The sequence below is a fragment of the Acidocella aquatica genome, assembly GCF_030160635.1.
GTDB lineage: Bacteria > Pseudomonadota > Alphaproteobacteria > Acetobacterales > Acetobacteraceae > Acidocella > Acidocella aquatica.
Window position 1 is genome coordinate 105,389 of record NZ_BSOS01000099.1, and the last position, 19,236, is coordinate 124,624.

Here is a 19,236-nt window from a genome sequence, read left to right on the forward strand (position 1 = left end):
TTGCTATTTTTCTTCGAAATCGGATCGCCGTGCTGGCGAGTGCATCTTGACAGCGGATTTAAAATCTCGAAATTTTTTTGTCCAAGACCAATATCATGTAAGATCATACCTAAAAGGTATGGAGCCGTTTGCCGCCAGGCGCGCCTACTTCGCCAGCGCCGCCCGGTAGGGCTTGTTGAGCACCAGATAGGCCAGCGAGCCGATGACCACGCCCCAGAATGCCGAGCCGAGGCCGAGGAAGCTCATGCCCGAGGCGGTGGCAAGAAAGGTGATCATCGAGGCTTCGCGGTGTTCCTCCTCCAGCACCGTGCCCAGCACGTTGGAGCTGATCGCGCCGATGAGCGCCAGCCCGGCCAGCACGGCGATGAATTCACGAGGCAGGGCATTGAACAAAAGCACAATGGAGCCGGCGAACAAGCCGCCCGCCAGATAAAACACACCGTTGGCGATGCCGGCCACATAGCGGCGGGCTGGGTCTTCATGCGCGTCCTTGCCCGTACACAGGGCCGCGGTGATGGCCGCGGTGACGATGGTGATGCCGCCAAAACAGGCCACCGCGAGCGAGGCCAGGCTGGTGAGCGCGATGATCGGCCGCGCCGGGGTGTGATAGCCCGAGACGCGCAGAACCGTCATCCCCGGGAGGTGCTGGCCGGTGAGGCTGACCATCACCAGAGGTATGGCAAGGCTGAGCGTGGAGCCCAGCGTCCATTCCGGGCGGATGAACACCGGGCGGGCGAAGCGCAGGCTCACCTCGCCGAGATGCGTCTGGCCCAGCAGCACCGCAAGCGCCGCGCCGAACAGCAGCACCAGCACAATGGCGTAGCGCGGCACCAGCTGCTTAAAAACAATGTAGGCCGCCACCATCGATAATGCGAGGCTGGGCATGGAGCTTATGGAACGGAACGCATTGGCGCCGAACTGGAACAGAATGCCCGCCAGCATCCCGCATGCGATGCCGCGCGGGATATGGCGCGTGATGGCATCAAAACTGCCGGAAATGCCGATAAAAAACAAAATCGCCGCCGCGGTGAGGTAAGCACCCACGGCCGCATTCAACGAGAGCGCGGGAAAGAGCGTAACCAGCAGCACCGTTCCGGGCGCCGACCACGCGGTGACAACCGGAACTTTCAGCTTCCAGCTCAACAGAATTCCCGAAACCCCTGCCCCCACCGATATCGCCCAGACCCAGGAGGCGATCATCTCATTGGGCATGTTGGCCACCTTGGCGGCCTGGAAAAAAATCACCAGCGGGCCGGAGTATGAGATCAGCACAGCGAGGAAACCGGCCGTGATGGCGGAGATGGACCAGTCCCGCCGCAAGGAGTGGCTGGCGCCGCTGGATTGGTTCATGTCACCCTCTCTCGAAAAACACGCAACGCGCCTCAATGATGCTTTAACCTGCATCACTGAAGCGCGTTTATATAGGCCTTGCCGGCAGGCTTGTCAGAACGCCGCCGTCAGCCGAAGATTGAAGAAATCACCAGCAACATCGCTCTTGGTGGCGAAAGAATGGTTCCAGTAACCCATAACGCCAACGCCGTTGGCGAACTGGTAGCCAAGGATCGGCCCAACACCATAATTGCTCGTCTGCCTGCCCGGCACGGATACACCGTTCACCGTTACGGTGTCGCGGCTGAACTGATTCTCCTGCTCCCCGCCAATACCGGCCGTCCAGGCGCCGATCGTCTTGGTAACCGTGTAGTCAGCCGAGAACTGAGCGGCCGAGCGATAGTTGATGCCGTTGGATTTGTTGCCCGAAACCGGAATGGCATAATGCGTGCCGACACTCAGATTCCAACCGTCATACAGCCAGCTCACGCCGAAATCCGGTTGAATAGTGGTGTATGCATTGCCCGAGGGCGCGCCACCGTTCGTAAGCTTGCCTTTGTAGACATCGCCCATGGTCGAGCTGGCGTCATCAAGCAAAACAGTAAGGCCAGTCCTCACAAAAACATGATCTGGCAAAGCCCAGGACAACATGCCAGGCACCAGGATCGTATTATACGTACCCCAATTGCCGCCGCCGGTGTGGCCAAACAGTTTGGTCCTGGTGAAGTCGATCGGCTGCCCGATCGCGGCGGCGTAATCGGCGCCCAAAATCTTGATGCCGGGAACCCAGAGCACAATTGGCACCTCAACCAGCGCGCTGAGATGACCCGGCTCCTTGGTGCCGTTGTTGTTCAAATAATTGCCGTAGGATGTCCAATAATTATCAAGCTCACCATAAACGCCCGGCGGCGGCAGCGCGCCAGCCGCCTGGCCTTCGAACACGCCGCGCAGATACGGATCCCACAATTCCTCCGCCTTCGCCGGGCCTGCCAACACCACGGTAGCGGCCATGGAGAGCGCGACCGCGCTCAGCGTTGCCGTCATCTTGAAACTTGCTTTTGACATATCTGATCTCCCTTTATGCATTATGAAACTTGCCTTTAAATTGGCCGTAAAATACGCACGGCTCACGGCTGAATTCGCGCCGGCCATGCGGCGGAAGGTGCATGGCGCGCCGTCTCCCGCCACAAAATTTCGTTACAGATTCTGGTTTTTATGCCGCAAAATAAAAACGCAACGGCAGTACTTCCCCGCCACCACAAACGCCGGGATTAAACCGCACCGCATCGGCAAAAAATAATGCGCATCAACGAACATTCCCTATCCTCGGTGGAATGCCATACTGCGGCGTTCCTTCCTGCATCTTGTTCTTATGCAGTTTAATTTCGATGGTCAAGGTTATTTTCGAGATTTTTTGTATTGTAGTTATCTCGCGCCGGCTGTGGCATATTTGCCACAGGACATTCAGGCCATCATTGCCATCGCTGGCGCGCGGGAGAATCTCCGCCCGTCAAATAACCGCGGCGCTGGCGGTCTCAAGGCCAAGCGCGTGCAACCCGGCGGCGGCACTGGCTCGGTCGTCATCCTCCGAACCGCCGGAAACGCCGATACCGCCTATGATGTTGCCATCCAGCCGGATCGGTAGACCGCCGCCGAACAACACGACCCCCGGGCGCAATGCGAGACCCTCGCGCACCACCTCACGCTTCGAGAGGGCCGCGCATAAATCATCGGTGGAGGCACCAAAAATCGCCGCGGTCCAGGCTTTGTCGCGCGCAATATCCACCGAGGCCGCAAACGCGCCATCAGCGCGCAGACTGGCCATGAGCACTCCGCCGGCATCCACCACCGCCACCACCACCGCCGCGCCGCGTGTTGCCGCATGGTCCACCGCCACCTGTACGGCACGTAACGCCGCGGCAGAGGTGATGGTGGAAATCTTACGGGAAATACTCATGATCCATCCTCGGATTTTATCGGGTTTCAACAGAGACGTACGCATTACCGGGAAGCGCGCACGCAGGCGACAAGCCTCTGCGCAGCTTTTGTGAGATTTTATTCCCGAATATTACCCGAGAGTCAACAATAATTTCGATATTTTGTAAAACTTCGTTATTTTAGTTGTTTCCCGCCCCCTGCGATTAAGGCGAAAGCAAATCACCGTTCGCATGTTGCTCTAAACGGGGCTGCGGCGCAGCTTTCGGATCAGCGTTGCGCCATCGACGCCAAGATGCTGCGCCGCCTCGCGTTTGGAGCCGTAACGAGCGATTGCCGCGCGGATCATCTGGTCCTCGAACATTGCCGTCATGTCCTTCAGCTTGCCCTCCACCACGGGCACCGGCGCGGCAATGGGCGGCGGCGGTTCCTGCCCGATCAAGGCGCCGGCGAGATGCGCGGGCGTTGCCACCTCATCGGCGACAATGTCGAGATAATCAATGATGCCGGAGAGTTCCCTTACATTTCCAGGCAGATTGGCGGCCAGCAGCCGCGCGCGGCAGGGCGGGGATAGATGCAGTTTCGGATTTCGCCCGGCATTTATCCGCGCCAGGATCGCGTCCAGCAATGCCTCCTTGTCCGGGCGCTCGCGCAGCGAGGGGATCGGCACCGGGAAGGTGGCTATGCGGTAGAATAAATCGCCGCGGAAGCTTCCTTGCGCAATCATCGTCCGCAAATCGCGGTTGGTGGCGGTGATCACGGTCGTCTCAATGCGTTTGCTAACCGCCGAGCCTACCGGCTGGATGGTGCTGTCCTCCAGAAATTTCAGCAGCTTGGCCTGAGAAGAAAGCGGAATCTCGCCTACCTCATCGAGAAACAGCGTGCCTCCTTTCGCGCTCTCGATATATCCGCGCTTGCCAGCCTGCAACGCCCCGGTGAAAGCACCGCGCTCGTAGCCAAACATCTCGGATTCAAACAATGTTTCTGGAATGCTGCCGCAATTCACATGCACGAAGGGCACGTCCCTCCCTGCGGTGAGGTTGTGGATATGCCGGGCGATGGCGGTTTTGCCGACGCCGGATTCACCCAGCAGCAGAATGCGCACCCGGCGGTGATAGGCGCGGACAGCGCGCTGCACCTGCTCTTCCAGCATGGCGGGAAACATCAGCGCCGCCGCGTCGCCCGTAGCCGCCGTGGTCCGCCCCGCCTGAGTGCGGGCCGCGGGCTCCAGCGCGCCGGCCGCACGGATGATGTATACGATATGGCCGGTGCTGCTGTCATTGGCGGCGAGGATGCGGCGAAGTACGGGCAAGACCCGCCCATCGGCCTGGATGGTGAGCCGCGCCTGGCCGTCGCTGCGCCCGCCGGCGGTGAAATTCTCCTCCAATTCCCAGTCGTTACGGCGCAGGAATTTGGCAAACGGCAGGCGCTCGGCCTCAACGGCGGACAGACTGGCCAAACGCTCCATCGCGGCATTCAGAAAAGCGACGTTCTCATCGCCGTCCACCACGATCAGCGGATCAGGCAGCAGCATGGCAACGGCGCGAAAGGCCGGCGACTCCAGCAGCGCGGTGATTTCCTCCTCCGAGGCGGCCTGCTGCCCACGTATTCCCAGGCGGAACGGACTGATTTCCGCTTGTTTTGCCACTAACGCCGCGCCCAGCGCACCGCCCCGTGCGGCAACGGCGGCTCGCTCACATGCCTGCAGTTGCCCCAGATGCGATAGAGATAAGGTTCGCGGATCTCGGCACGCACATCGTTCTCCAGATCAACAACCGTGCCGTCGGATCGCCGGTCGGAGGAAATTGCAGCGTCGATCCGGTATCCGGAATCAATGATCTGGCCCACAAAAGCCTCGTTTTCCGGCGTGCGCGGCCAGTAGAGCCGTACGTCGAAGGATCTGAACTCTCCGCTGCCCGGCAGGTGGTAGAGGGCCTGCATGGCGGGGTTGGCAATGCGCCAGATCGAACGGTTCTCGAAAATCTGGTCTACGACCTCCTCCCGGCCACGGTTGATATCAACCGGTTCCAGAAACTCTATGCACCAATGCGCCTCGCTGGCGTCGGCGATAACGCGGCTGAGCAACTGGTTCTCGGTCTCCAGATCGTCATAGGCCTGGCCGACATGGGCAAGATTGAGCTTGATCAGGCGGAATTGCGGGCTGCCCGCGTAGCTGATCTTGCGGCAGCGGGCGATGGTGCGCACCTCCCGCCCGCCGCGCCCGAGCAGCACCAGCGGCAGCGTGGTGACGAAGCCTTCCGGCAGACCCCGGCCGAGCATCTCGCGCAGTGCCTCGGCCGAGGCCGCGGCGTAGCAAGTCTCCACCGGGAGCCCGGCAATAGCCGCTGCCGGCAGGCCCAGCACCTCGGCTTCAGTCGCGTTCATCCAGGAGAGCCGCCCCTCGGAATCGACGATATCGACCATCAAATCGCTCGAAAAATCGTCCCAGCCCGGCTCCGTATCCGGCAGGCCCAGCATCTTTTCGTCGTGGCGCTTCGTCACACATCACCTCGCGGCATGGGGGGGCAGTATAGGCAGCACTTCACGCGGCCGCCAGGACCCTCAGGCCATGGCGGAGGAAATTTTCGACCATGCCCTGGCATTGCGGGATGAAGCTATAGCGGCGGGATTGCTCCTGGTCGATCTCTAGCCAGCAGGTGGCCATGCGGTCGCAGGTGGTCTCCGGATGAAATTGCACCGAGACCCAGTTGCCGCCATGGTCCAGTGCCGCGTGCGGCAGGCCAGGGCGGGTGGCGAGGGTGGCGGCGCCGCGCGGAGGGGTGTCCACATGGTCAAAATTGCCGAAAAAGAACGGCGATTCGTCAGTGAAGCCCTCGAACAGAAAATGGCGCTGCCCCGCCTCGGTGCGGGTAACCGGCAGGCTGCCAACGACCGGGCCTTCCGGCCGCCGCGAAACCCGGCCGCCAAGCACCACGGCCATTTGCTGATGCCCGCCGCAAATGCCCAGCAGCGGTTTTTCCGTGACTCTCCAGGCGGTGAGCCATTTCTGTATCTCGCGCTGCCATTCGTGGCCGTCATGCACCGAAGCAAAGCTGCCGCCCAGCACGGCCATGTCGTAATCGAGGGAAATCTCCTCACCCTCGTGCGCCCTCACGCCGATATATTCGAACCGGTCAGCCAGCCCGCTGGCTTCCAGCAAGGCCCTGAAGGCGATGGTTTCATCGTCGCCGCCCAGCACCCGCACCCAGTTGGCTTTCTGGTATGAGCCCGGATGCGCGAACTGGGCGATATAGGCGAGGCGGGGCTTGGGGTTCATGCCGCCCTCGCGCGGTGCTTGAATGTAATGGGCAGCGAGAGCGGGCCGGTATTGCCGCTATCGGGCAGCCACACCGCATCGCCGCCATTCGCGAGCGCGGTCACGCGCGCGGGCCACACGCGCAGCACCACCGCCATATCGCTGCGCGCGACAAAATGCCCGAGGCAATGATGCCCGCCCATGCCGAAACCATAATGCAGCGGCCGGCGGGCCGTGATATCAAAGCCCTCCTGCACGATTACCCGCGGGTCGGTACCTGCGGATTCGGAGAACAGATGCACAGTGGTGCCGGCCTTGATATGCACGCCCTGGAAGTCGATATCCTCCATCGCCTCGCGCGTGACCCAGGTCACGGTCGGGCGCACGCGCATGATCTCCTCCACGGCCGGGGCGGAGAGTTCTGGCCTGGCCGCCAGCAACTCCCACTGATCGGGATGCTCGATGAACATCTGTATGCCCAGGCCAAGCTGGTTGCGCGTGGTGTCGATGCCGCCGAAGATGGCCAGCACGATGATGTCGAGCAGCTCCGCATCGCTCAAAGCGCCGTCATTGTCCGAGGCCTGCACCAGCTTGGTGAGGAAATCATCACCCGGATTGGTGCGGCGCTCACGGATAATCTCGCGTGAGTAGTCGAACAGCCTCGCGGTGGCTGTGTCCACAATCGCCTGATCGCGCTTGTAGTTAACGCCCAACGCCATACCCATCTGCGTTGCCCAGTCTGCTATCATCCGCCAATCGCTCTCGCGCGTGCCCAGCAGCATGCAGATCACGCGGGTGGCATAGGGCTCGGAAAAATCACCCATGAACTCGCAGCGCCCCGCATCGATGAAGCCGTCGAGCAACTCATTGGCCAAGGCTTCGAAACGCGGCGTGAGCGCCTTGAGCAACTTGGGCGTGAAGGCGGCGCTGATGAGCTTGCGCAAGCGGGAGTGGTCGGCCCCCTCCTTATTGAGCAGGATATTGTCCCACCATTCCTTAAAGGCGCCGCTGGTGACGCCATTATGCGCGGGCCAGGCATAGCTGCCCTGGCGCAGGCGGGCGTCCCTGACCAGAGCCCCTACCTCAGCATAGCGAAGCACAGCCAGGCCGTATGGCGTGCGGGCGTACCAGTTCTTCTCCCGGGCATCGCGCACCGCTTGCGATCTGATGGAAAATGCCGGGTCGGCAATGTTGAGGAAATCAGCCTGGGGTTCCAGCAAAGCACTCATTTATCCGTCCTTTTTTCACGTTGGGGGAGCGGCCTGCTGGCCGCTCCGCTTGCCGTTGGCAGTGGCTTAAGGGAGCATCTCCAGGTAACGGGTGAAGTCCCACTCGGTGACCGTGGAAATGAAACGCTCCCATTCATCGCGCTTAAGCTCAAAGAATACGCGAGACATGTCCCCTGGCAAAGCGCTCATCACGACCTCATCCTCTTCCAACGCCTTTAGCGCCGCGCCGAGATCCGTTGGCAGCCGTTTGACCTTCTTGCCGGCTTCCATGGCCTCGTAGATGTTGCGCTGTTCCGGTTTGCCGGGGTCACGCTGGTTATCCATGCCATCATCGAAGGTCCGCAGCAGCGCCCCGCCCATGAGATAAGGATTAACCAGACTGTCCACGGCGCGGTATTCCACACGGCCCGGCGCGGAAACGCGGATGCCCACTGTACGGTTTTGCATGCCCCAGTCAGCATAGACCGGCGCCCAGTAACCAAGATCGCTCATGCGGCGATAGGAATTCACGGTTGAGGAACCAAGTGCCGTGAGTGCGGGCAGATGCTCGATCATGCCGCCGATGCAGTGCAGGCCGGTTTCGGTTGGCATCCACTCGCCGGTGGGGCGCAAAAACTCATTGCTGCCGCCCTTGCGATAACTGAACATCTCTTCCATGCCCGGTAGTTCACCATCGAAATCAAGCTTGTTCAGCCTGTTCTCGCCGCCCGACCACAACGAGACGTTATGATGACAACCATTGGCGGAGACGCCCATGAACGGCTTGGTCATGAACGTCGCGATCATATTGAACTCACGCGCCACCTGGGAGCAGATCTGCCGATAGGTAATCAGCCGGTCGGCATTACGTAACACATCGTCATACATGATATTCAGCTCAAGCTGGCCGGGTGCGTCTTCATGGTCGCCCTGGATCATGTCCATGCCCATGGCGCGGGCGTAGTCATGCACACGCATTATCACGGGGGAGAGCTGCTCAAACTGGTCGATATGGTAGGCGTAGGGTTTCGTCACACCGCCATCTGCCTTGCCGTCCGCACCGCGCTTCAGCCACATCATCTCAGGCTCGCAGCCGACGCGCAGCTCCATGCCGTGCTTGGCTTTGAACGCCTCATGAATGCGCCGGAGATTGCCCCGGCAATCAGACGTGAGGAATGCCCCCGCGTCCTCATCCTCCTCACGATGACGGAACAGCGTGCAGAATACGCGCGCAACGCGTTTGTTCCATGGCAGCTGGACAAAGGTTTCCGGGTCCGGCAATGCGACCAGCTCGGCGGCGTTTGAAGGGTAGCCGATATAATTACCCCGCCGGTCGGCACAAACATCGGCCACTGCGCCGTACCAAAGCTGCACCCCCTTTGCCGCGAGAGCCTCCCAATGCGCCACCGGGGCGGATTTGCCCATGACGCGCCCGGTGGCGGAGATGAACTGGTAATAAATATGCTCGACGCCGAGGGCCTTGATCTTCGCGGATACTTGCTGAACGCGCTCCTTGCGCAGCGGGTTGGCAACGAAGGCTTCAATGTCTTCATTACGTGGGCGGGAAGTTGGAAAGGTTGCGATATCCATATAAAAAATCCTTCTTAAACGGTTTCGAAATAACGGGCCTTCTCGGCCACGCTAACGGCTTTGCGGAGGCTCTCGACTTCATGCAGACGCGATTCAACAAAGCGTTCGATGAACTCCGCCCCAAACAGTGTTTTTGCGGTTTCACTACCGGCAAGCGACCGCGTTGCGGCGTAGAGATCGCGCGGCAACGGTGTAAGGCCAGACTGAGCGGACTCCTTGCCAGTTGGGATCACCGGCTCTGGCGCCGCTATCTGGTTCTCCATGCCCCAGAGACCCGCGCCGATAAAAAATGCAAGGCCAAGCCAAGGATTTACATCCGCGGCTGGAATACGGAACTCAAGCCGTGGCGCGGCCAGCGGTTCCGTCACCGCACGGATAGCCGTGGTGTAGCCCCCCAGACTCCAGGTGGCGGTGCGTGGTGCCCAGTTGCCCGGAGTCATGCGGCGATAGGCGTTCACAGTGTGCGCGGGCAGAGCCAGGCACTCCGGCAGCAGCTTCAGCACGCCGCCGATGAAATGGCGCCCTGCCTCGGTGAGCTGACCCGGCCCAGCGGCGAAAATATTCTTGCCTGAAGCATCCAGCATCGAGAACTGGATATGTCCCGAAAGACCCGGCGCCGAGGCATCTGACTGTGCCATGAAACAGGCCGACATCTGCCGCTGACGGAAGAACGCCTTGGTCACAGCCTTGAAGAACACCGCGTCATCCGCCGCGCGCAGCGGATTTGCGTGGCGCAATGTGGCTTCGAGACAACCCTTGCCCAACTCCATGCCAAGCCCGGCGGTTTCTATGCCGGCGGCATGGATGACGGCTTCCAACTCCGCGATCAGCGGGGCGTTGGCGGCACCGGAGAGCGTGTCCCAGCAGCGGTTGTCAACCGCGAACGAGGTCAGCCCCTCATACCCCTTCTGCCGCAAACTCGCGGCATTTTCCTGAAACACCAGCCATTCGAACTCGAAGGCCGCCTGCATTGAGAACCCTGCAAGCTTCGCTTTTTCAATCTGCCGGATTAACACATTGCGCGCGCTGGTCGCCGCTGATGGGCCCGTGAAATCGGAAACAACCCAAGCCGCGTCAGCCTCGAATGGATAAGGCCGGTAGGATGATTCGTCGACCGCGACTTCCTCGCTCTGAAATGGCGGGCTGGCGAATACATTATCCGCCGTGTCCCATTTATGCAGCACGTTACAGAAGCTGCCGCCCTGGCTCACGCTGGTCTCGAATGATTCGCGCGAGACACGGCGCTCACGCAGGCCACCATCAATATCCGGAAGCACGACGTGGAATATATGCGCCGCGCGCGGATCCAAGGCGGTTTCCACCGCCATGATCTCTGTCGTCATAAGCTGATCCAATTCTAGTGGTTCGTGATGATTGTTCCAGGCTATTGCACAGGGTTTAACCCACACGCTTGTGCAGCACCGCCGCGTCGCCATAGGGCGCGTGGCCCTTCAGGTAGGGCCGGCCCAGCACCATGTAGAGAATGCCGAGGCCGCCGATGATCGCCACGGTAAGAATCATCGAATAGTTCAGGAACCACGGTTCGGAGGGTGTGCGGGGCCAGGCCATGTTGACGATGGCGGCAACACCATAGCCCAGCGCAAGCAGGTTAACGGGCCAGGCCCAGGCGCCCAGGCGAAACTGTCCGGTTGGCTGCCATCCGCGTGAGCGAGCGTATAACGCGGCGGCGACAATCATTTGAAAGGCCAGATATATGCCGATGACCGCGAAGTTGAGCACCGTCGCCAGCGCATTCTGCAGGAAGTAACCGATCACCACGATCGCCGCCGGCATCAGGCCGGAGATCAGCAGCGCCCCCTCGGGCACATGCGCGTTCTCGGCCAGGCGCGAGAGGAAGCGGCTGCCCACGATCATCTCGTCACGCGCATAGGAGAACAACAGGCGGCTGACGGCGGCCTGCAGGCTGAGCACGCAGGAAATAAACGAGACCATGACGACGACGATCACCGCCTTCGCGCCGAGCGGACCAAACGCATTCAGCAGAATGTCACCAATTGGATCGACCTCCTTGCCCGAGATGACATTCGCCATGTTCGGCACAGCCAGCATCAACGCGAAACAGACAAACGCCGACGCGCCAACACCAACATAAATCGTCATGCGCATCGCCTTGGGAATTTCCACGCTGGGATTCGGCGTTTCCTCGGCCACATCGCCGCAGGCCTCAAAGCCGTAGCAGCAGAACAACCCGACCAGCGCCGCCGCCAAAAAGGCCGGCACATAGGAACCGCTGCCCTGAACGCCAAAGGTGTTAAACACCGTGCTGAGCGGCTGCACCCGGTGCATGGTGAGAAGGTCGATACCCACGACAATGGCGCCGACCAGCTCACAGATAAAGCCAAACATGGCCACCCGCGCCAGCAGTTTGGTACCGCGCATATTTACGGCGGTCGAAATTGCGATCAGCACCAGCGAGGCAATCGTGGTAAATTCGGGCGTATTGCTGACACCGAAGAGCGTCGCCAGGAACGGCCCCGCGCCGAGCACGACGGCGGCAATGGTCGTGAACAATGCCCAGGCATAGATCCAACCAGCCAACCAGGCCCAGCGGCGGCCGACCAAGCGGCGCGCCCACGGGTAGAGCCCGCCCGAAATTGGAAATTGCGAGACAACTTCACCAAACACCAGCGCGACCAGGAACTGGCCTAAGCCGGCGATGAGATACGACCAGATCATCGGCGGCCCACCGGCCTGCAAACCGAACGCGAACACGGAATAAACGCCAACGACTGGAGACAGATAGGTGAACCCCAGAGCGAAATTCTGCCATACCGTCATGGTCCGATCAAAATTCGAAGTATACCCCAACGCTGCCAGCTGTGCATCGTCAGACGCAACATGCAGTGCATCTATGTGCTTGTGCTTATGCGGCTCCATACAAACCCCCTTGAACATTAAACAGTAAAAACACCCGGCCTTTGCCATGTGCCTGACCTGATTCGCCGCGCCAGCTTTTGCCGCTGGTCCCGGCGAAGTTTCCCTGTCCCTGGTTGCGGGCGTTACCGGCAACTGGGGACACAAGACAAAAGCAATCGCCATGCCAAATTTAAGCCCTTGAAATAAGCTGATTTTTATCGGAGGGGCGAAGTCTGCCCGCAAAAATGAAATGGCATATCTGCAGAAATGCAATGGCGCTGAACAGACCACCAAAAGCAGCCACGAGACGGCTCCCAAACGTTTTTGAAATGACCGGCAGATTCAAAACATGGCTCGCCAGAGCCTTCAGTGGCGCCATGGCGTTCCGCGGGAAAGTGGCGGAGATGTCCGGCCTGCGTCACCAGCGCCTGATGTTGCACAAAATTCGTGGCCGGCATGACGGCATCAGGCGTGGTTTCAATCCTCGGGTGCGATGGTAACGCGCAGCGCGCCTGTCAGGCCGTTCAGCTTGATCTGGCACGCGAGGCGGGAATTCTCCCGCCGCTCACTGGCGCCATCCAGCAGATCGTTCTCATCTTCGCTCATGCCGGGCAGCGCGGCGTCACTCTCCAGATACACATGGCAGGTGGCGCAGGAGCAACTGCCGCCGCACAATGCCTTGATGTCGTAAATGCCGTTATCCCTTATGGCCTCCATCAGAGAGAAGCCTGCATGGGCAGCGAAGCGATGTTCCCTGCCCTGATGGTCGATGACGGTGATTTCGGTCAATTCTGGCTTCCCCCTTGTTCTGGAGACCGGGCTGACGCCCTGGGTCTGCGCGTGGATCAGCAAAGAGCATGCCAGCCGCCGCGCGGCCGGAAAGCATTGAATTTGTGTTATCCACCGCCGCCAGACGTTGCAATAATGCCCCGTACATTGAATTTTTGTTTGCCTGCTCCCCAAATTCAGGTGGCTGTAACCGGACGGCGTGTTGAACATCCGGCCACTGAACGAGCCGCGTAACCTGCTGCGCCGCCGCAGGTAAAATCGCATCCATGGTTGACCTGAATCAACGCCAGCCTGGGCGTTTCGTGGTTGAATTATCCTCTGGGGAAATGGAGGGGGGTTGTATTTTTACCATCCATCCGCCCGCGCTGCACGGTCACCAGAGTAGAGGGGATTGTCATGGCTGAAGCCAATACGGCTGTGTCTGAGCAAAACGTGCCGTTTGCCGGTGCCGGCACGGCGGAGACGGTCCAGCTCATGGTCACGGTAAATGGCGTGGACCGGATATTTGATGCCGAACCCCGGACGACGCTCGCCGAAGCCTTGCGCGGGACGCTGGGCCTGACCGGCACCAAAATCGCCTGCGACCGTGGCAGCTGTTGCGCCTGCACGGTCTTACGCGATGGTTTGCCTGTTTGCTCGTGCATGATGCTCGCCATCGAGGCCAATGGGCACAGCATTACGACAATTGAAGGGCTGGCGGCCCCAACCGCACTGCATCCGGTTCAGACCGCCTTCATTGAGCACGATGCACTGCAATGCGGGTTTTGCACGCCGGGCTTGGTGATGAGTTGCGCGGCACTGCTCGAACACAACGCCAACCCGGACCAGGAAGCCATACTGGATGCGATCAGTGGTCACTTCTGCCGCTGCGGCACCTATCCGCATGTCATGACGGCAACGCTGGCGGCGGCGGCCAAAATGCGGGGGGATGACAATGGCTGAGTCAGAGGCTTCACGCACCGCGACTTTCGCCGTTGGCCTTGCCAGCACCGGGCTTGATGAGGTGGAACGCCAGATCCCCCGCGATGAGCCGCCGCCATTGCCGCCGAACGCAGAGCTTGCCGTGATCGGAAAATCGGTGCCACGGCAGGATGCCTTCGCCAAGGTTACCGGTGCGGCACTGTTCACGGTGGATATCAATCTTCCCGGTATGCTGCATGGCCGGATTCTGCGGTCTCCACTGCCGCATGCCCGCCTGCGCGCCCTCGATCTCGCGGCCGCGGCCCGTCATCCCGGCGTGCGCGCCGTCCTGCCGGTTGCCCAGCCGGGCGATTCGCTGCGCTATTTCGGCGTGCCGGTGGCAGGTGTCGCCGCCGTGTCGGCGCAAGCGGCGGAAGAGGCGCTGGCGCTGATCCATGCCGGCTTTGAGGCGCTGCCATTTGTTGTTGACCTCGACAAAGCGCGCGAGCCGGATGCGCCGCCGGTCCATGACAGCACCTCCGCCCCGCCCGGCAACAGCTCCGGTTTCCCGGCGCCAGCGGGCCTGCCGCTCAATGGCAATGTCCGCGGCCCCGCGCTGATGCAACGCGGCGATGTTGCGCGCGGGTTCGCCGAAGCCGAGGTCATCGTCGAGGGCGCGTACAGCACCAAGGTGCAGACACATTGCTGCCTGGAACCGCACGCGATTGTCGCCGATTGGCGGGAGGATGGGTTGACTGTCTTCATGTCCACCCAGTTCACCGCCGGTGTCCGCCACGAGCTGGCCGAGGCATTCGGCCTGCCGCTGGCCCGCGTGCGTGTGATCGCCGGCGCCATCGGTGGCGGCTTTGGCTCGAAATCATCCCTCGGCAATTACGGCCGGATCGCCGTTGGCTTGTCGCGCGCGGCCAAGGCTCCGGTGCGTATCGTGCTGGAGCGCCAGGAAGAGCAGATGGACGCCGGAAACCGGCCCGCAACCTGGCAGAGCCTGCGCCTCGGCGCCCGGAAAGATGGCACGCTTAGCGCCATCTCATTGCTGAGCTACGGCACGGCGGGCGTAACGCTGGGTGCTGGTGTCGGCGGTATTGCGGCGGCGCTTTATACCTGCCCAAATTTCGAATCAGCTCAATACGACGTGTTCATCAACGCGGCGCCCGGCTGCGCGATGCGCGGGCCGGGGAATACGCCGGGCGCGTTTGGTCTGGAACAAGCCATCGATGAGTTGGCCGGGCGGCTCGCGCTTGACCCGCTCGCGTTGCGCGACCGCATTGATCCAAGCCCGGTGCGGCGCGAGGAAAGGCGCATTGGCGCCGCGCGCATTGGCTGGCAGAGGCGGCATGCGCCGGGCGCTGAATCCGGCCCGGTAAAGCGAGGTCTCGGCGTCGCGCAGTCGCTATGGCCAGCCAATGTGCAGACCACCGCCGCCTGCGAAGTGCGGATCATGCGCAACGGTTCGGTCGAAGTGCTCTCCAGCGTGCAGGATATCGGGACCGGCACCGGCACCGTTATGGCACAAACCGTGGCCGAAGTCCTTGGTCTGCGGGCGCAAGATATCACCGTGCGCATCGGGGATACCGATTTTCCACCCGGACCACCCTCTTACGGCAGCCGGGCCACCGCCTCGATCACGCCGCCGGCGCGCGTCGCGGCATGGCGCGTTTTGCAAACGCTGTTCCAGGAGGCGGCCCCCTTTCTCGGCGTGGCGCCAGAGGCGCTGATCGCACACGGCGGACGCATTCTGGTTGCAAATAATCCCGGCCGCTTCATGCTCTTTGGCGATGCCACGGCCCGCTTGCATACCGGGAAGATCAGCGCGGCGGCCACGCGCAGCGATGATTACGGGGGCTTCCGCCGCCGCATGCCCGATGCCGCGCTGGCACTGCAGGACCTGGGCGGGGTGCAATTTGCCGCCGTGGCCGTGGATACCGAGACCGGCATTATCCGGGTGGAGCGTGTCGTCGCGGTGCAGGATTGCGGCCGGCCGCTGAACCCGAAGCAGATCGAGAGCCAGGTTCATGGTGGCGTGTTGATGGGCCTTTCCTACGCCTTGTTCGAGGAGCGCCTGCTCGACCAGCATACCGGGCGGATGGTTAATCCCGATCTCGAACAATACAAGCTGGCCAGACCGCGCGAGGTACCGGATATCGAAGTCGTGGTGCTCGAAGAATACCGCGGGCAGAGCGCCACCGATGCTTATGGCATCGCTGAACCGGCCAACATCGCCACCGCTCCGGCGATTGCCAATGCCGTGTATAATGCAATCGGCGTGCGCCTGTGCGCATTGCCGATGACCCCAGCGGCGGTATTGGCGGCACTGGGGAAAATCCCCCGCCGAGGAGAGCTTCCATGAGGAATTTTACCTGGGGACAAGCGCAAACGGTCATGGATGCGGCGGCAGCGGCTTCAGTCACGGTTGCCGATGCGATGCTGTCTCCTCCGAACACAAACGGCCAGGCTGGGGCGTCAATCGTGAAGGCCGGCGGCATCGATCTTCTTGATCTGCTCAAGGAGAAACTCCTCACAGCGGACAGAATTACAAGTCTGAAGGAGCTTCCGGGCCTCGATGTGATAACCCGGACCGAAGATGGCGGCCTGCGCATCGGCGCTGCCGTTACGCTTGCTAATCTGGCCCGCTCACCCTTGGTCTTGCGGCACTATCCGGCGCTTGCCAATGCCACGGCGCATGCCGCCAGCCCGCAAATTCGCAATGTTGCAACCCTGGGAGGCAACCTCCTGCAACGCCCACGCTGCTGGTATTTCCGGGCGGCGGAATATCGCTGCTTGCGAAAAGGCGGCGGCCATTGCTTCGCAATTCACGGCGAAAACCAATACCACGCGATTTTTGACAATCAGCTTTGCGCGATCGTCCACCCCTCCACGGCAGCCACGGTGCTGGTCGCATTGGGGGCAATTGTGGAATGTGCCGATGCAATGGGTGCCGCGCGCCGCGTGCGCCTGGAAGATTTTCTCGTACCCCCGGATGAGGACGTGCACCGGGAAAACAGCTTGCGCGCGCAGGAGATTTTAACGGCCATCGAATTGCCGGCACTTAACCCTGGCACACGAATGGTGCATCTAAAACAGGGCGAAACGGACTCCTTCGATTGGCCGCTCGCTGATGTCGCCATCGTGTTCGATCTCGATGCGGAGCGGCGTTGCAAACGGGCGGCGGTCATCCTGGGGGCAGCCGCACCCGTGCCCCACCGGGCAAAAGCCGCGGAGGCGATTTTGCTGGGCAGGATCATCGATGAAGAGGCCGCCAAGGATGCCGCGCATGCCGCGCTGGCGGACGCGACGCCACTGCACAAAAACGGCTACAAGCTACCGCTTTTCGAGACCCTTATCCGCCGTGCGATCCTGCGGGCCGCCGCAGACTTGCATGCATGATGCCGAAGACATCCTCGCCACCGCCGCCGCCTGGCATGCGGATGGCGAGAGCGTGGCCATTGCCACGGTAACCGCGACCTGGGGCAGTTCACCCTGCCCGGCTGGCAGCCACATGGTGGTCACCGCCAGCGGACAAATAGCGGGTTCGGTCAGCGGCGGCTGTGTCGAAGCTGCGGTGGCTGATGCCGCGATGCAAACAATCGTGAATGGCCGCCCGGTATTGCTGGATTTTGGCGTGACAAATGAAAAGGCCTGGGAGGTTGGCCTGGCCTGCGGCGGCAAGCTTCAGGTGTTTGTCGAGAGGCTGGCGTGACCCCCGCCACCCTCCAGGCCCTGCTCCAGGCCGCGGCGGACAGAAAACCTGTCGCCTTTGCCAAACGCCTGCCCGATGGCGCGGAATTTCTGCTCCCTCACCCCGGCGCCCCGCCAACCGTTAACGCCGCCGGCCGCGAGGCCCTGCAAGCGGATAAAACCGGCACGCAAGGCATCGGCGCGGAAACCTGGTTTATCGAGGCGCGCAACCCGCTGCCACGATTGGTCATCATTGGCGCCGTCCACATCGCGCAATCCCTGGTCACGATGGCTCGCATCGCAGGTTTTGCGGTTACCGTGGTGGACCCGCGCCGTGCCTTCGGCACCGCGGACCGCTTCCCCGGCGTGGAACTGCTCAATGAGTGGCCGGACACCGCATTGGAAGCCCTGCGCCTCGATGCGAGAACCGCTATCGTCACCCTTGGCCACGACCCCAGGCTCGACGACCCCGCGCTGAGCCGCGCGCTGCGCAGTGAGGCTTTTTATATCGGCGCGCTCGGATCACGGAAAACCCATGCCACCCGGCTTGGCCGCTTGGCCGCACTTGGCCACACCGAGGCCGCTCTCAGCCGCATTCGCGGCCCAGCTGGCTTAAATATCGGCGCGGTTAGCGCCCCGGAAATCGCCGTTTCAATCATTGCGGAAATTGTCGCCGCGCGCCGCAACGGCGCTCTGGCATTGCCAACGCCCGCCGCCTTGGTTCTGGCCGCGGGAAGTTCATCACGGATGGGACCGCACAACAAATTGCTGACACCCATGCCCGATGGCCGGACGATGATCGCGCAAACGGTCGACAATGTTCTGGCCTCAACTGCCAGCCCGGTCATTGTCGTCACCGGCCATGATGATGCCGATATCCGTAAGGCGCTCGCGGATAAACCGGTTACCTTCGTCCATGCCGTAAATTATGCTGACGGCATGGCGGCCAGCCTCCGTACCGGCATCGCCTCGCTCCCCCCCGGCACCGGCGCCGTGTTGATCTGCCTTGGCGATATGCCCCTTGTTGAACCCCCGGTGCTCAAACGCATCATCGCGGCCTATAATCCCATGGATGGACGGGAGATCGTATTGCCCTGTTTTGCGGGCCAGCGCGGCAACCCGATGCTTTGGGGAAATCGATTCTTTCCCGAACTGTTAAAACTTGACGGCGATACCGGCGCCCGGCAAATTTTGCAGCGGCATATGGAATTCGTTGCCGAAGTTCCCGTGGCGACTGATTCAGTGCTGCGGGATTTCGACACGCCGGCATCGCTGGCAGGCTTAGCAAGATAACGGGTGATCACCTGCTCTTTGTAGCCCATTGGGGCGCGCCCCCCGGCTGCGGGAGTGTGTTTTGCCGGCGGCTGCAGCTTTGCGCAATCTTGGACAGTATGCCAGCCTCACGGGCGTATACAGCCAACCCTGCTCAAGATAGCGCTCCTATACCCCGTTGTAAGGCACGATCCATTTCCTCATCTTATTCTCCGCGGGCTAAAGCGGAGGCATAGGAGGGAATATGCTCAGCCAATCAAGCCCAGTCACAGCCATAATTAAGGAAAGCGAGCCTGTTTGGCATAGTTCGGTGGGCGGCTAGAGCCTGATTGCTTTAAGTGCGATCAGGCTCTAGCCGTTTTTCTGAAGGCGATTCACGCTTTC

The 19,236-nt window shown here is 61.3% G+C and carries 17 protein-coding genes; 5 read left to right on the forward strand and 12 right to left on the reverse strand.

The window, feature by feature from the left end:
* Positions 1–144 precede the first annotated feature (144 nt).
* From QQJ84_RS18675 to QQJ84_RS18730, 12 genes are all read right to left on the reverse strand, one after another.
* Positions 145–1,350 (reverse strand): benzoate/H(+) symporter BenE family transporter, encoded by a 1,206-nt coding sequence (locus QQJ84_RS18675; RefSeq protein WP_284259841.1) that lies wholly within the window; start codon positions 1,348–1,350, stop codon positions 145–147.
* A 93-nt stretch (positions 1,351–1,443) separates the two neighbouring features.
* On the reverse strand, positions 1,444–2,394 hold the full coding sequence (locus QQJ84_RS18680) for a SphA family protein (protein ID WP_284259842.1): 951 nt from the start codon (positions 2,392–2,394) through the stop codon (positions 1,444–1,446).
* Positions 2,395–2,839: 445 nt separating this feature from the next.
* Positions 2,840–3,286, reverse strand: coding sequence for a heme-binding protein (locus QQJ84_RS18685; RefSeq protein ID WP_284259843.1), 447 nt, complete (start codon positions 3,284–3,286; stop codon positions 2,840–2,842).
* Between the two features lie 219 nt (positions 3,287–3,505).
* Positions 3,506–4,912 carry a sigma 54-interacting transcriptional regulator gene (locus tag QQJ84_RS18690; protein WP_284259844.1) on the reverse strand — a complete coding sequence of 469 codons (1,407 nt, stop codon included), beginning with the start codon at positions 4,910–4,912 and terminating at the stop codon, positions 3,506–3,508.
* Complete coding sequence (locus QQJ84_RS18695) at positions 4,912–5,766, reverse strand: PAS domain-containing protein (protein ID WP_284259845.1); 855 nt, start codon at positions 5,764–5,766, stop codon at positions 4,912–4,914. The genes QQJ84_RS18690 and QQJ84_RS18695 overlap by 1 nt, the downstream gene beginning before the upstream one ends.
* Positions 5,767–5,806: 40 nt before the next feature.
* Positions 5,807–6,541: a type 1 glutamine amidotransferase gene (locus tag QQJ84_RS18700; RefSeq protein WP_284259846.1), complete on the reverse strand. Its 735-nt coding sequence runs from the start codon at positions 6,539–6,541 to the stop codon at positions 5,807–5,809.
* Entirely contained in the window at positions 6,538–7,749 is a 1,212-nt protein-coding gene (locus QQJ84_RS18705; protein ID WP_284259847.1) for a cytochrome P450, read from the reverse strand. Before QQJ84_RS18705 ends, QQJ84_RS18700 begins: the two co-directional genes overlap by 4 nt.
* Positions 7,750–7,815: 66 nt before the next feature.
* A complete protein-coding gene (locus QQJ84_RS18710) occupies positions 7,816–9,318 on the reverse strand; it encodes a glutamine synthetase family protein (RefSeq protein ID WP_284259848.1) in 1,503 nt (500 codons plus the stop codon).
* Positions 9,319–9,332: 14 nt separating this feature from the next.
* Positions 9,333–10,661 (reverse strand): type I glutamate--ammonia ligase, encoded by a 1,329-nt coding sequence (locus QQJ84_RS18715; RefSeq protein ID WP_284259849.1) that lies wholly within the window; start codon positions 10,659–10,661, stop codon positions 9,333–9,335.
* Between the two features lie 55 nt (positions 10,662–10,716).
* Positions 10,717–12,216 (reverse strand): APC family permease, encoded by a 1,500-nt coding sequence (locus QQJ84_RS18720; RefSeq protein WP_284259850.1) that lies wholly within the window; start codon positions 12,214–12,216, stop codon positions 10,717–10,719.
* A 169-nt stretch (positions 12,217–12,385) separates the two neighbouring features.
* Positions 12,386–12,574 (reverse strand): hypothetical protein, encoded by a 189-nt coding sequence (locus QQJ84_RS18725; protein WP_284259851.1) that lies wholly within the window; start codon positions 12,572–12,574, stop codon positions 12,386–12,388.
* A gap of 98 nt (positions 12,575–12,672) precedes the next feature.
* Positions 12,673–12,984: a 2Fe-2S iron-sulfur cluster-binding protein gene (locus QQJ84_RS18730; protein ID WP_284259852.1), complete on the reverse strand. Its 312-nt coding sequence runs from the start codon at positions 12,982–12,984 to the stop codon at positions 12,673–12,675.
* Positions 12,985–13,380: 396 nt separating this feature from the next.
* Here QQJ84_RS18730 and QQJ84_RS18735 point away from each other — a divergent pair, with 396 nt between their 5' ends.
* The 5 genes from QQJ84_RS18735 to QQJ84_RS19380 are packed head-to-tail and all read left to right on the forward strand — an operon-like array spanning position 13,381 to position 18,873.
* Positions 13,381–13,926 carry a (2Fe-2S)-binding protein gene (locus tag QQJ84_RS18735; protein WP_284259853.1) on the forward strand — a complete coding sequence of 182 codons (546 nt, stop codon included), beginning with the start codon at positions 13,381–13,383 and terminating at the stop codon, positions 13,924–13,926.
* Positions 13,919–16,252: a xanthine dehydrogenase family protein molybdopterin-binding subunit gene (locus tag QQJ84_RS18740; protein WP_284259854.1), complete on the forward strand. Its 2,334-nt coding sequence runs from the start codon at positions 13,919–13,921 to the stop codon at positions 16,250–16,252. The genes QQJ84_RS18735 and QQJ84_RS18740 overlap by 8 nt, the downstream gene beginning before the upstream one ends.
* The gene (locus QQJ84_RS18745) at positions 16,249–17,289 is read left to right on the forward strand and encodes an FAD binding domain-containing protein (RefSeq protein WP_284259855.1); all 1,041 of its coding nucleotides are present in this window, start codon (positions 16,249–16,251) and stop codon (positions 17,287–17,289) included. The genes QQJ84_RS18740 and QQJ84_RS18745 overlap by 4 nt, the downstream gene beginning before the upstream one ends.
* Positions 17,282–17,602, forward strand: coding sequence for an XdhC family protein (locus tag QQJ84_RS18750; RefSeq protein ID WP_284259856.1), 321 nt, complete (start codon positions 17,282–17,284; stop codon positions 17,600–17,602). Before QQJ84_RS18745 ends, QQJ84_RS18750 begins: the two co-directional genes overlap by 8 nt.
* Entirely contained in the window at positions 17,599–18,873 is a 1,275-nt protein-coding gene (locus QQJ84_RS19380) for an NTP transferase domain-containing protein (RefSeq protein ID WP_348522696.1), read from the forward strand. Before QQJ84_RS18750 ends, QQJ84_RS19380 begins: the two co-directional genes overlap by 4 nt.
* The last annotated feature ends 363 nt before the right edge of the window (positions 18,874–19,236 follow it).